The 13,082-nt window shown below is 41.8% G+C and carries 13 protein-coding genes; 8 read left to right on the top strand and 5 right to left on the bottom strand.

Features of this window, described 5'->3' with window-relative positions; genetic code table 11:
* The first annotated feature begins 72 nt into the window (after nt 1-72).
* The 6 genes from L4D76_RS01465 to L4D76_RS01440 all read left to right on the top strand — a co-directional run bounded on the left by L4D76_RS01465 (nt 73) and on the right by L4D76_RS01440 (nt 4,575).
* Entirely contained in the window at nt 73-849 is a 777-nt protein-coding gene (locus L4D76_RS01465) for an alpha/beta fold hydrolase (RefSeq protein WP_428439155.1), read from the top strand.
* 106 nt (nt 850-955) lie between these two features.
* Entirely contained in the window at nt 956-1,351 is a 396-nt protein-coding gene (locus tag L4D76_RS01460) for a VOC family protein (protein WP_428439154.1), read from the top strand.
* A gap of 271 nt (nt 1,352-1,622) precedes the next feature.
* The gene (locus L4D76_RS01455; RefSeq protein WP_428439153.1) at nt 1,623-1,979 is read left to right on the top strand and encodes a hypothetical protein; all 357 of its coding nucleotides are present in this window, start codon (nt 1,623-1,625) and stop codon (nt 1,977-1,979) included.
* A gap of 187 nt (nt 1,980-2,166) precedes the next feature.
* Complete coding sequence (locus tag L4D76_RS01450) at nt 2,167-2,634, top strand: 2TM domain-containing protein (RefSeq protein ID WP_428439325.1); 468 nt, start codon at nt 2,167-2,169, stop codon at nt 2,632-2,634.
* Between the two features lie 43 nt (nt 2,635-2,677).
* Nucleotides 2,678-3,913, top strand: coding sequence for an MFS transporter (locus L4D76_RS01445; RefSeq protein WP_428439152.1), 1,236 nt, complete (start codon nt 2,678-2,680; stop codon nt 3,911-3,913).
* A gap of 212 nt (nt 3,914-4,125) precedes the next feature.
* The gene (locus L4D76_RS01440) at nt 4,126-4,575 is read left to right on the top strand and encodes a GNAT family N-acetyltransferase (RefSeq protein WP_428439151.1); all 450 of its coding nucleotides are present in this window, start codon (nt 4,126-4,128) and stop codon (nt 4,573-4,575) included.
* Between the two features lie 30 nt (nt 4,576-4,605).
* On the opposite strand, the gene L4D76_RS01435 is transcribed toward L4D76_RS01440, so the two are convergent.
* The 5 genes from L4D76_RS01435 to L4D76_RS01415 all read right to left on the bottom strand — a co-directional run bounded on the left by L4D76_RS01435 (nt 4,606) and on the right by L4D76_RS01415 (nt 9,560).
* Nucleotides 4,606-5,457: a hypothetical protein gene (locus L4D76_RS01435; RefSeq protein ID WP_428439150.1), complete on the bottom strand. Its 852-nt coding sequence runs from the start codon at nt 5,455-5,457 to the stop codon at nt 4,606-4,608.
* A gap of 538 nt (nt 5,458-5,995) precedes the next feature.
* Nucleotides 5,996-6,745 carry a phosphate ABC transporter ATP-binding protein PstB gene (pstB, locus tag L4D76_RS01430; RefSeq protein ID WP_428439149.1) on the bottom strand — a complete coding sequence of 250 codons (750 nt, stop codon included), beginning with the start codon at nt 6,743-6,745 and terminating at the stop codon, nt 5,996-5,998.
* A gap of 17 nt (nt 6,746-6,762) precedes the next feature.
* A complete protein-coding gene (gene pstA, locus L4D76_RS01425) occupies nt 6,763-7,677 on the bottom strand; it encodes a phosphate ABC transporter permease PstA (RefSeq protein WP_428439148.1) in 915 nt (304 codons plus the stop codon).
* Nucleotides 7,678-7,682: 5 nt separating this feature from the next.
* Entirely contained in the window at nt 7,683-8,594 is a 912-nt protein-coding gene (gene pstC / locus L4D76_RS01420; protein WP_428439147.1) for a phosphate ABC transporter permease subunit PstC, read from the bottom strand.
* Nucleotides 8,595-8,735: 141 nt separating this feature from the next.
* Nucleotides 8,736-9,560 carry a phosphate ABC transporter substrate-binding protein gene (locus tag L4D76_RS01415; RefSeq protein ID WP_428439146.1) on the bottom strand — a complete coding sequence of 275 codons (825 nt, stop codon included), beginning with the start codon at nt 9,558-9,560 and terminating at the stop codon, nt 8,736-8,738.
* A 501-nt stretch (nt 9,561-10,061) separates the two neighbouring features.
* Between L4D76_RS01415 and L4D76_RS01410 the strand changes: the two genes are divergently transcribed.
* Nucleotides 10,062-11,693 (top strand): methyl-accepting chemotaxis protein, encoded by a 1,632-nt coding sequence (locus L4D76_RS01410; protein ID WP_428439145.1) that lies wholly within the window; start codon nt 10,062-10,064, stop codon nt 11,691-11,693.
* Nucleotides 11,694-12,129: 436 nt separating this feature from the next.
* Entirely contained in the window at nt 12,130-13,050 is a 921-nt protein-coding gene (locus L4D76_RS01405) for a LysR family transcriptional regulator (RefSeq protein ID WP_428439144.1), read from the top strand.
* Nucleotides 13,051-13,082 lie beyond the last annotated feature (32 nt).

Here is a 13,082-nt window from a genome sequence, read left to right as displayed (position 1 = left end):
TGACTGTAACGCACACATTATTGCGCGTGTAAGATTTTTTGCTGATTATTAATCTCTATAAGGAATTTGATTTTGTTAGCTTTTACTCATGATAAAGGACACTATTTTTCTTTCGATGGTGCTGAGATTTATTACGAAATTCAAGGCGATCCAGATGGCAAGCCCCTTGTATTACTGCATGGAGGCTTAGGGTGCATGACTGATTTCAATAGTATTCTCGAAAGCATACCAGATAACTATAAGATCATCGGTATTGACTTAAGGGGGCATGGTAAATCTACCCTCGGTGAAAAAGAATTAAGTTATGCGCAATATCAAAACGACATTGCAGCTTTGCTTCGATATCTAGATATTCATTCATACTCCCTGTTAGGTTTTAGTGATGGCGGTATTGTGAGTTATCGTTTGGCTGCTTCAGAGAGTTCAAAGGTAGAGCAGTTAATTACGTTGGGTTCACAGTGGCGCTTGGAAGAAAATGATCCATCCGTTGATTTCTTGGGGAGACTCACATCAACTGAATGGGGGGGAATGTACCCTGAATCAGTTGAATACTATATCGAATCCAATCCACAACCAGACTTTGAGTTATTAATTGAAAAGGTCAAAAATGTCTGGATTGACCGATCTCCTTCAGGTTATCCAAGCGTTTCTGTAAGTGGCATAAAATGCCCGACACTTGTGATGCGCGGTGATGGTGATTTCTTATTTTCTTTGAATGAGGCGGTTGAACTGGTAGGCAAAATTGAAAACTCAAAATTCATGAATATTCCATTCGCCGAACATGAAGCGCATAAGGAGTATCCTGAAGTTTGTCACTTAGTCATAAACAAGTGTTTATCGATGAGTTAGAATCAAATTTAACAAGCCATCAAATTGCCCTGGCAAGAGGGTGCTTTGGCTTAGTTATTCCTGGTGTTAGCTATTACATTTAGTGTTAGTTATATAAGGAGTTCCTATGAAAACGAAAGAATTATCGACCTGTTTTTGTACAACCGAAGTGGATTTGTGCCGTGAGTACTACACAAAGTATTTTGCAGCGAAAGCCGTTTTTGATTGTGGCTGGTATGTTATGTTGAAAATAAATCAAGATGGCCCTGAAATTTGTTTTATTCAACCACAAGAGAATACGGCGGTTTTTGACGGCAAAGGTGTGATGCTAAATTTCAATGTCGATGATGTCGATGCTGAATATAGTCGTCTCACTAAGGCCGGTCTGCAAATTGCCATGCCGCTTGAGGATCATCCCTGGGGTGACCGAGGCTTTTCAGTCATAGATCCAATCTGGAACTCTGTATACGTTTACTCGGAACGAGAACCGAACGCTGAATTCAAACAATACTTCAGCAATTAACCATCTCAAGCTGGACCAAAACACTCGGCAGTTTTGGTCCTAAGTTAGTATTGTAATAAACATGCAAAATCAGATTTAGTGCTCTGCTTGGGCTCGCTTATCGTAGGTGTAATACTTGATTTTGAACTGCAAATATTATGACTTTCTGTAAATGCTGCTTAAGTATTAGAACAAACATTTATCCATACAAAGCAATGAGGAAGTTGTGAAAGCGATAATAATTGGAACGACATCTGGTTCGTTGAAAATAATGTTAGGGCTAAGGATAGTTATGAAAATATTGTTTATTATAACCATGGCAATTAGTATGGTTGCTTGTGATAATACTGATGGCAATTTAGTATCGGTATATATAGATGATGGCGCTATACAATGCGAATCAACTGGGTTAAGTGAAAAGCAAACGGCCCAAAACTTGATTGAGTATGGGGTTGACGTTTTTGAATCTAGTTGCGGTTACATATCTGGTATTGCTATCGCAGCACAGTGTGGTTTAGGGGATAGCAATATTAATATTCATCTGATTAATGCAGACAAGGTTGTTGAAGCCCAAAATCTTGGTTATGAGCCTGTTTCGATATTAAAGAATGATGAAGGTTTAGGGTATGAGACAATCGAGTGTCAGTAAAATCCTACATTGATTATAGATGATGGTTACGTGGCGGTAACGCACATTTGTTGTGGCCGTGATGTATAATTGTCACCATCTTAAGTTATTGATAATTAGAGATTGTCATGTCATTGTCGTGATTGTGACGTTACCGTCAGCATCTATTGAAGATAGTATTGTTCGAAATAGCAGAAAGGATTCTATGATGATTGTTAGAAAACTTAGATTACAACGTGGCTGGTCTCAAGAGCATTTGTCTCAAGTCAGCGGATTAAGTGTGAGAACAATCCAGCGAATTGAAAGGGGACAAAATGCGGGCCTTGAGTCACTAAAATCCTTAGCTGCCGTTTTTGACATTCAAGTAATAGATCTTCAAATGGAGCCTGATATGAATGATGAACTGAAAATATCGCCTGATGAGAAACAAGTATTAGAACAAGTAAGAGAAATAAAAGGGTTCTACTCACATCTAATCACCTATGTATTAGTAATTACCATGTTGTTCGTTATTAACATTATCACTGATTCTAGTTATATATGGGCATGGTGGCCTGCAATGGGGTGGGGTGTTGGAATTATATCTCATGCTCTAAGTGCCTTTGAAATAATGAACTTTTTTGGACCTGAATGGGAAAAAAGACAAGTTGAGAAGCGTTTAGGAAGAAAGCTGTAACTTGATTGTTTTATATTGAATAACACGAATGTAAGGGTTTTCTGTGAAATCAAATTTTCCCAATAGTTTAAGGCCACTATTAGCACCAATACGGTTGGATGCATTGGGTTCTTTTTTTGTTGGATTTTTAATTCCGATAATCGCTCATCAGCAATTCTCTGCTAATGGTTGGGAAATGGGAATATTGTTTTCCTTACAAGCGGTTGGCACAGGTTGTAGTGCATTGTTGTTTTCAAAAAAAGTAAACAAGTGGAGCAATAGAGCAAGGTTAATATTAATTGGCGCCATTATTAAGATGGTTGCATACATACTGCTATATATAGCAATAATTATCTCAAGTTACAAATTAATGGTTATGTCCACTTTTGGTTTAGGCTTGGGATCTGGTCTATTCTGGTTAGTCTATAAAACGTGTTTTGCTCAATTAAGTGTTTTTGATAATAGAGCAGAGGTTTTAGGTATAGCTTCTAAGCAAGTTGGTATTGGCATTATGTGGGGCTCTTGCTTCGCGTTTTCACTGATATCAGTTGCTGAGTATTTAGCGTTACCACCAACAATGACTTATATATCGCTTGTCGTATTTTCCATAGCATCTGTAATTGCAGGCGTGAAAAGTTATAAGGCTATATCTGTAATTGCGAGCCAGGAAGTGATGGTTGATACTTCGCAGGTAGATAGAATAAAATTCACAATTATTACTGTGTTTTTGTTTTCTATGATTTTTGTTGGGCAATTATCTGGATCTTTAGTTGCTCCCTTTCTAGAGGTCTATTTGTTAGAGCACTTAAAGGTTACAAATATTGTTGAACTGTCAATGGCTTATATACCCCGTGGAATTATTTCGATGTTATTGGCTCCGAAGCTTGGACGCTATGCTGATAACATTAATTCTGCTATATATCTAGGTGTTGCAGGAATAACCGGAGCATTCACGACATGGCTCATGTTACAGTCCAGCTCTTTATGGCACATCAGTGTGCTATTTATTATTGATGCAAGCATAATTATGTCATCTGGGCTTGTTTTGGCAAAATTAATCAGTGAAGCTGCAGGAGAAAACAAAGGAAGTGCTTTTGGATTGCAAGGTTTTATAAGTAATTTTGGTGCTATTTCCGGGCCATTGATTGGTGGTCTGTTTTGGCAAATGCAAGGCAGTAGAGGACCATTTATGTTTTCTATTTCAACTGAAATCGTCTTAGCATTATGCTGTTTTTCTATTTTATTGCCAGCTTTACGAAACAGTGGCCAATTCTCAAAAGCAATAAAATCGAATACATAGCAGAAGAACCCATATGGTGTATTACACTTAGTGATTTTAGTATGGTCATCACTATAATTATAGTTGCCAATGCTCTAATTTAGCTGGTTTCAACGCAAGCCATATTGCAGACGTTATGTACTTTAAAAATTTAAAACGCTATTTGCGTGACTAAACAATTATTGTTGCCATTAAATATTTCTATCATCAATATGGGCTTTGAATAAATCAGCATGTTGAAATTTAAATTCGTACCACCTGAAAACGCACTCATCCCTTTACTGCTTGAAGCTGATCCATCAGAGGTGAATGTCCGAAAGTACCTTGAAAACTCCTGGTGTTATGTTGCTGAACAATCCGATAAGACGGTTGGTATCTGTGTTCTTAACGCCATCGACAACGGCAACGTTGAGTTATTCAATATTGCTGTGAGTCCATCGGTTCAAGGGCAGGGCGTTGGAACCGCTCTGCTTGAGCATGTCATTAAATCAGTTAAAGCGCGTGGTATCAGCTGCATTGAATTGGGGACTGGGACATTCGGTTATCAGTTGTCGTTCTATCAGCGTTTGGGGTTTCGAGTCGACTCCATTGTGAAGGACTTTTTTATCGATAACTATGATGAGCCAATTTTTGAGGCAGGTATCCAACATAAAGACATGCTGAGATTAGTTATCATGCTGTAATCGGCATGGGCATATCAAAGCCGCTGTAGCTTAATATTTTGGTGATAAGACAAAAAAATCTGTTCTTTTCATTAAGCTCTTCTGCCACTTCTTTTTCCATTTCAGAATAAATTGTGTTGGATTTTTTAAATGCCACATAAGGAAGTAATATCTAATAACTTTAAGTCGACGAGGCGTTAATTTTTTGGTTGGATTACGGGCCATATAGCTATAGTAACGCTCAATATTCCGACGAGCCCGCATTGCTTTCTCAAATTCTGACCGTTTTACTTCATTCGTAACAAATTTTAGAACTATTGATTTTAAATATCCAACTTGACTCATACTTTCAATGACTTGATGCCCAACGCCATAGAGTTTTAAAAAAGTTGTATCAAGGGGATAACGTAATGCATGTTGTTTATCATTTTGGCATAGAGGATCAAATATTATTGTTATATTGCCTTTGTGCTGAGCACAATAATCAAATTTACTTAATTTATACTGTTCTTTTGAAGGCGTAAGAGGAGTAATAAGTAACAATCGGTCAAGCTGTAATTGAGAACTATACAATGAGGTTGCAAAAGCGCCCATGCTCGCCCCATACCCCAGTCTTTCAGGGAAGATTTCTAGCTGCGGGCTTAATTTATTTATAAATTCAACTAATTGCGGGGATATGAACCAGTGCTTATGCTGAATGGCAGAAAATGAGATTATGTTAACTCCCATTTTTTTGAAAAAATCAAACCCCCAGGCTGAACACCCGGCCTCGACTTGAGATGGTTTTAATACACTGCCCGCAGGGGAAAAAGTTATCATCAATGGTGCATCAGTCGAAAAGATATGATACTGAACTAATATGTCGCCAATAATTAATCTAGTATCACTTTGTAATTTAAGCATTATATTTTCACTTAGTAAGATAAGATTATTACAGCGAATTATTGTTCTATTTGAAAGGGATTGTGTTAAATCACTCTATGCCAGAAAGGAATAATAAGTTTGTTTGTGTTAGCAAACATAATATCCAGAATTATTTCTGCTTCTATGTTGATATTGTATATCCGAGAACATTCGTCGTTTCCGTGCCTGAATCTAACACCGTTTATATTTGAATACTGCTTAGACCTCTCGGTGTAATGTAATATTTGTGACTAGAGTCTAATATCACATCATAGATTATTATTAGTGTTCTTTTTCTGCGATATTTAATATGGGAGTTGTTTTTGTGAGTCAGGTTGAGTATTTAAATTGAGTGCTTTGCACTTATTGCTTGAATCCAGCGGCACGTAATCTAATCTTAAATACGTTATAAAAGTTCGCGCCATTTTATCTATTTGTTATGTGATGATTATTGGTAAAAGCATGGTAACACACAAAAAAAAGCCCACTTGCAGGAAGTGGGCAATAGTACCATCGCTATTCTTATTCGTAAGTCGTTTTAACCGAAGTCACCATTTACATAACCACGGGTACGATCGTCGCGTGGGTTACTAAACAGCGCGTGTGTATCATCATGTTCAACCAGCTCACCCATCAGGAAGAAAGCGGTACGGTCAGAGATACGTCGTGCTTGTTGCATAGAGTGAGTCACGATAACAATCGTGAAGTCTTTCTTCAGTGACTCCATCAAATCCTCAATTTTCTTGGTCGCTATCGGGTCAAGCGCTGAAGTCGGTTCATCCATCAGGATAACCTCTGGTTTCATTGCAATGGTACGAGCGATACACAGACGTTGTTGCTGGCCGCCCGACAGGCCGAATGCATGAGATTTAAGACGGTCTTTCACTTCATCCCATAGTGCAGCCCCACGAAGTGATTTTTCGACGATGTCATCGAGGGTCTTTTTATCTTTCACCCCTTGGGCTCGCAGACCATAAGCGACATTTTCATAGATGCTCATCGGGAACGGGTTAGGTTTCTGGAAAACCATGCCCACTTTAATTCGCAGTTGAACCACATCGATGTGACCATAGACATCTTCGCTGTCCATGGTCAGTGAACCGTCGATCTTTACGCCTTCAATCAGGTCATTCATACGGTTCAGGCAGCGTAGCAGGGTTGACTTCCCACAGCCGGACGGACCGATGAGTGCCGTTACCTGACGGTTTGGGATAGGCAGGCAGATCTGCTTAAGCGCCTGATTTTCACCGTAGTAAAGGTCAAGGTTTTCAATATTAAATTTGTTCATCTTTTCTTCCTCAAAAATCAGTAAGTCGCGGTGTTGAAGCGGCTGGCAAGCAATTTGGTGACCATGTTAATAACAAGAACAATCACGATCAGAACGGTGGCCGTTGCGTAGGCTTGTTGCCATTCATGAATGGTGTAAAGCTCTTGCGTTAACTTATACAGGTGAACGGTTAACGTACGGCCCGAGTCAAGAACACTCTCGGGAACGCGTGCAACCATACCTGCTGTCATGAATACCGGTGCGGATTCACCAATAACACGACCCACGCTGAGGATGATGGAGGTTACGATACCAGGCATAGCACTTGGCAGAATAAGTCTCCAGATGGTGTATATCTTAGATGCACCTAAACCATAAGAACCTTCACGGTAAGTTTGCGGTACAGCCATTAATGCTTCTTCTGTCGTGCGAATAATGACAGGAAGGATCAAAATACTCAGGGTCAGAGCCCCCGACAGAATCGAATAACCAAAGCCAAGTACGACGACAAAGAAGGTCATACCGAACAGGCCGTAGATAATCGACGGGATACCCGCCAGTGATTCTGTACAAAAACGAACTACTTTTACTAATTTACTGCCTACTCTGGCGTATTCGGTCAGGTAGATAGCCGTCATAATGCCAATTGGTGCTGCCACGGCAATGGAGGCGGCAACCATATAGAGTGTCGACACAATCATTGGCCAGATGCCAGATTCTTCGCCAATCGTGGTGTGGTTGCTGGTGATGAATGTCCAGTCTACATAAGACAAACCATTACTTAAGATGTACCAGACAACCCAAAGCAGGAAGCCAACGGTGATACTGGCTGATAGCCAAATTACGCCAAGAGAAATTTTATCTTTTAATTGCTGTGACTCAGTGTTTTGTAGAGACCCAGTCTTTTGTTGAACTCCAGTCTTTTTTGTAAACCCACTCTTTTTTGTAAACATAGTAATTACCTCGCACGCTCACGGTTTAAGTACAGCAGGGCGGCGTTCAATATCATGATGAAGACAAGCAGAACAATGCCCGTTGCGTAAAGTGCGCTTGCATGAATGCCTGTTGCGTAAGACATTTCAATGGCAATGTTCGCGGTCAGAGTACGCGCCGAATCAAGCAGCCCTTCAGGCATGGCCGGGGAGTTACCCATCACCATAATGATGGCCATGGTTTCACCCAGAGCGCGTGCAATGCCCAGAATAACGCCAGTCATAATGCCTGAGCGAGCAGCCGGAAGCAGCAGCTTAAAGATGGTGAACATGTGCGATGCGCCTAGCGCGAAAGAGCCTTCTTTATAAGTACGGGGAACCGCACGGATCGAGGTTTCAGATACCGTAATAACGGTAGGCAGGATCATAACGGCAAGAACGATAATACCGGCCAGAACAGTGTTACCGGCTGGTACATTAAAGATGTCCTGAACTAACGGAACAATGATAACCAGGCCGAAGAAACCGTAAACAACCGATGGAATACCCGCCAATAATTCAATCATTGGGCGAATAAGGTTTGCTAACCGTTGAGGGGCGACTTCGGCGATAAAAATAGCGGTTAATACCCCAACAGGTACGCCTAGAATAACAGCGCCAGCGGTCGAGACTAATGACGCGACGATCATTGGTGCGATACCAAATAACGCCGGTGGCAACCAGTCAGATCCTAAAACAATACCTGCAACACCAGCATGCTGGAATGCCGCGAAACCTTCACGGAAAATAAAATAACCAATGGTTATCAGAGACAAAATGCCAAGTGCTGCGCTCAGCATGAACAGATTTTTGAAGAATAGCTCGCGCCAGTCGATCACTTTTTTTGATTTCAGTGACGGGCTTTTCGCTGTCTTCTCAATGTTATTTGCGATGGTCATATATAACTCCAAATACCAACAACATTCAGCCATTCATTTCATTGCTATATCGTTCAATATTGCTGGTTGAGCGGCTGTAAAATGTAAAACGTTGTGGCAAAAAATAACGCTCAACCTTAAGCTGAGCGTTATTAAAGTGGTTTAGTTAACGGCGATATAACCTTTAGCGGCAACCAGCTTTTGAGCTTCAGCAGACAGGGTCCAATCCAGGAATGTCTTGGTTGTTGGGTTGATCTTGTTTGCTTTGTAAAGCACAAGGAAAGGACGCTGAACCTGGTACTCCCCTGTTTTGATTGTCTCGACTGAAGGCTGGTGACCGTCAACAGATAGTGCTTTCAGTGAGCTGTCTACAGTCCCCAGAGAGATGTAACCGATAGCAAACGGGTTATTAGCAACGGTTGTTTTTAGCTGGCCGTTGCCGCTTGCAACCTGAGCGCGCTGAGAAATAGCGGAAACTTTAATGTCGTTAATTTTCTTTTTAAGCGACATGATGTCTTCGAAAGCGCCACGTGTACCTGATGCGGTATCACGTGTCACGACGACGATTGGCTTATCTTCGCCACCCACTTGTTTCCAGTTGGTGATTTCACCTTTATAGATTTTAGTAACGTCTTCTTTGGAAAGATCGTTAACCGGGTTGTTGTTGTGAACAACGACTGCGATGCCGTCACGAGCTACAACCACTTCTTTCAGATCATCTGACTTCTCAGAGTCTTTAAGATTACGAGAGCTCATACCGAGATCAGCTGAACCGTCTTTGGCAGCACGAATACCTGCAGAAGAGCCCGGCCCCTGAACTTCAACAAAAACATTTGAGTTCGTATTGCCATACGTTTCACCAAACACTTCCATCAGTGGTGTAACTGAACTTGAACCGACAACAGAGATAGTTTCGTTTGCAACTGCCGCTGTATTGAAAGCCATTGAACCGGCAAGAGCTAGTGCACCGATAATCTTTGTTTTCATTATTCCTAATCCTTTACATGCTGGCGATATTGCCAATAGATTTGAATGAACGAAGCCAAGGTTAGGGGAGTTATATGACAATCATGTTTCAGAACTTTGAATCCTGCATGACAGCGATAACTCATGCTTAACGGAAAAGACATGCATTAGGAATAAAGCACTATTGTTAAATCGTTTGCGTATGCGGGGGTGATGTAAGGTCAAATGTTTGACGCGAGTAGTACGGTCAAACTCCTGTAATTGAGTGATATTTGCTATTTGTTTTACGGTTCGTTCTTAGACCGTTTACTTAGACAGGCTGTTGGATGATGAAGAGTCAAATTTTTGACCTCAGCATTACAGCTAAACCCATGAAACACAATGATATTTGTTGTGGTTTTTATGGCCGAAATCTATCATTTAGTGGTTTTAATTGTCATAATGCGGCGGATATCAAAATAAAAATCATTTTTTTCATTTTTGCATTAGTACAACTGATGTTGGCAATATTTTGAGGTTCCAATGGGCTTTTCTTTAAAGAACGTATCTATTCGTTTGCAGGTGTTGTTACCTGTTCTGATTTTAGCTGTGATCATAATGGCAACTAACTTCTTTGTTAACAGTAATTTAGAAGGAAAACAGGTGGCGGTGAATAAAACCACCACCTCTGCTATCCACAATAAAGATCTGGTCGCGCAATTAATAAACAACACATATAAAATGCGTATTAGTGCTATTTATAGCATCTATGATCCGGAACAGCTTAGCCGGTTGGCCTCAGAGCTGAACCAAGGCATGCAAACGAACAGGGTAACACTGGAACACTTACGCCGCTCTCAAGGTTTGGAAGCTGTCGTCGATGCAACGAAAGCGGCCATGGACGAGTATCTACGCTTCAGTGTCAGTACGATGATCCCTTTGCTGCAAAAGCGCCATCAAGGTTTGGCAGATGACGTGGAGTATGCCAGCAAGGTGGCTCAGTATCGTGACGTTGGCAGCCGAATGGTAAAAAGTATCAGTGAGTTGTCTGAAGATGCGAACCGTCTGACCAGTGAGCAGCAGGAGCTATCTCGTAAAGAGCATGCCAGCCTGATGACATCAATTATGATTGGTTTCCCGGCCATGCTTATTGTGGCGATGCTGGGAGCATGGTGGCTGTCGGGCTTAATTGCTAACCCAATTGTGAAACTTCAAAGCGTAATGCGCAAAGTGGCTGCGGGTGATCTAAAAGCTAGAACAGAGATCGAGGGTGACAACGAGATTGGCCAGCTGAGCACCGATATTGATACCACGACCGCTCAGCTTCATACCTTGATGTGCTCGCTGATTAATATCAGTGACGAAGTGGCTGCTGCTTCAACTGAGCTGGCAGCAGTAATGACACAATCAGAAGCAAATGCACAAATTGAACTGAACGAAATTGATCAGGTCGCTTCTGCTGTCAATGAACTGTCAAGCACGGCTGATAATGTCAGTGACAATGCAACCAGCGCTGATGCCACGGCGAAGAAGACGGATGAATTGGCTAAAGAAGGCCTGAACATTTTTGAACAGAGCAGTGCCGCCAGTGTGCAGATGACACAAACCTTGTCTGAAGCCGCTGACGTGGTAACACGTTTGAAAGATCAGTCAGAGCAGATCAGTAAAGTAATCGAAGTTATTCGCGGTATTTCTGAGCAAACCAACTTGCTGGCACTGAACGCAGCCATTGAAGCAGCACGAGCTGGGGAGCAAGGCCGAGGCTTTGCCGTGGTTGCCGATGAAGTCAGATCGCTAGCCGCGCGTACGCAAGATTCGACTCAGGAAATTCAGACCATCATTGAAGAGTTACAGTCACAGTCAGGACATGCGAACGACAGTATGCAGTCGAGCCTTGAAATGCTGGAACGTAATCAGGCATTGGCAAGTCAGGCAAATGATGCGTTAGTGGGTATTACAGAATCTGTGCTTCAAATCGGTGATATGAACACTCAGGTCGCCACAGCGGCAGAGCAGCAGTCTCAGGTGACACAAGATATCAATCGCAATGTGACGAACATGTCTGAAATTATTAATCAGAATGTGGCAGGTATCAGCCAGAGTGCAGCAGCCAGCAATGAGTTATCTCAGTTAGCTGAGAAACAGAAACAGCAACTGTCTGTTTTCACGCTGTAAAATATTCTTAATGGCTAGGGCCTGTTTATCTTTCAACATTGCAGCTGTAAAGACTAAAAAAGTCTTCAGACAAGGCACGAAGAGAGAGGTTTAGTTATTCTAAATGAGCTCTGAGTAACGCAGTATGAAGCTTTTTTAGCCTTTACCCGAAGGGCTGGGACTCTTTTTCCATCTAACTGCGTTGTCAGATATTTAAGTAGGGCAACTACATGGCATATCTTCCGCCTTGTTAGCTGAAAAAATAGTCTCCAGCAGCAATTATGTTGAAAGATAAACAGGCCCTTGATAAGTAATGGAATTGGTAAAAGGCCTGTCATTGACAGGCCTTTTTATTTTCAGAAGGAAACAATGACACTTCCAGCATTGATAGCGTCAAATACTGCAATGAACAATAATTAATGCCAATCGGAATAACAGAGCCTGTATTGAGATCTTTATGCTAAAAAAAGCCCAGCAAATGGTGGTGTTTAATGCACTGGCCAAACAGCAAAGCTTCACCCGGGCCGCCCAGCTTCTGAATATTTCTCGTACGCAGATCAGTAAACAAATTCAGCAACTGGAGGAGCGGCTGGGTGTTCAGCTGGTGCAAAGAACCACGCGTTCATTTGCTTTAACGGAGGCCGGGCGGACATTTTCAGCCCACTGCGCCAATGTCGTTGGGGAAATTAACGAAGCCGAGAGTGAGCTACTGTCTAACACCGATGCCTTGCAAGGGGCGTTGCGTGTTGGGATTGCCCAGTCATTTGCATCGAATCATATTGCGCCCCACATTTCTGAATTTCACGATCTTTATCCGCAGCTGGACTTAGAGATGAGCCTGTTTGATCACCGTGTCGATCTGATATCAGAACAGCTGAATCTGTGGATCGGAATGATGGATTCGCCACCGGAGGGTTTTGTTGCCCGGCATTTAACGGATTGTCATTTCGTATTGGTGGCAAGCCCGGAGTATTTAGCGAAAAATGGTGTGCCTTATCATCCGAGTGATCTGGCAGATCATAACTGCATCACTTATTTCAGCCGTGTGCGTAAAGATAATATCTGGAGCTTCCAGAAAGACGATGAGAGCCTGCAAATGAAAGTGAAGGGTAATTACCGGGTCGATTCGGCGGATGCTATTCGAGACGCGACGCTAACCGGTAATGGTATTGGCTATCTGGCCACTTATTTACTGAAAAATGAGTTTCGTGAAGGTAAGTTGATCCGTCTGATGCCTGATTGGCAATTAACCCAGTACATGCCACTTTACGCGGTTTATCCTCGTCACAAGTTCTTGCCGAATAAAGTCAGGGTGTTTATCGACTTTGTGCGAAAGCATATAGGGGAGCCCGCTTATTGGGATAGGGAACTGTTGTAAGTTCGGTATAATTATTTTTCTGGATTACCAGA

The sequence above is a fragment of the Photobacterium sagamiensis genome, from assembly GCF_050337085.1.
Taxonomy (GTDB): domain Bacteria; phylum Pseudomonadota; class Gammaproteobacteria; order Enterobacterales; family Vibrionaceae; genus Photobacterium; species Photobacterium sagamiensis.
Note: the sequence above shows the minus strand (reverse complement) of the source record. Positions and strands in the feature narration are given on the sequence as shown.

Bases quoted from the DNA above. Each gene is read 5' to 3' on its own strand.
- L4D76_RS01460 (WP_428439154.1), top strand. From the start codon at position 956: ATGAAAACGAAAGAATTATCGACCTGTTTTTGTACAACCGAAGTGGAT.
- L4D76_RS01455 (WP_428439153.1), top strand. From the start codon at position 1,623: ATGAAAATATTGTTTATTATAACCATGGCAATTAGTATGGTTGCTTGT.
- L4D76_RS01450 (WP_428439325.1), top strand. From the start codon at position 2,167: ATGATTGTTAGAAAACTTAGATTACAACGTGGCTGGTCTCAAGAGCAT.
- L4D76_RS01440 (WP_428439151.1), top strand. From the start codon at position 4,126: ATGTTGAAATTTAAATTCGTACCACCTGAAAACGCACTCATCCCTTTA.
- L4D76_RS01435 (WP_428439150.1), bottom strand. From the start codon at position 5,457: ATGCTTAAATTACAAAGTGATACTAGATTAATTATTGGCGACATATTA.
- pstB (WP_428439149.1), bottom strand. From the start codon at position 6,745: ATGAACAAATTTAATATTGAAAACCTTGACCTTTACTACGGTGAAAAT.
- pstA (WP_428439148.1), bottom strand. From the start codon at position 7,677: ATGTTTACAAAAAAGAGTGGGTTTACAAAAAAGACTGGAGTTCAACAA.
- pstC (WP_428439147.1), bottom strand. From the start codon at position 8,594: ATGACCATCGCAAATAACATTGAGAAGACAGCGAAAAGCCCGTCACTG.
- L4D76_RS01415 (WP_428439146.1), bottom strand. From the start codon at position 9,560: ATGAAAACAAAGATTATCGGTGCACTAGCTCTTGCCGGTTCAATGGCT.
- L4D76_RS01410 (WP_428439145.1), top strand. From the start codon at position 10,062: ATGGGCTTTTCTTTAAAGAACGTATCTATTCGTTTGCAGGTGTTGTTA.
- L4D76_RS01405 (WP_428439144.1), top strand. From the start codon at position 12,130: ATGCTAAAAAAAGCCCAGCAAATGGTGGTGTTTAATGCACTGGCCAAA.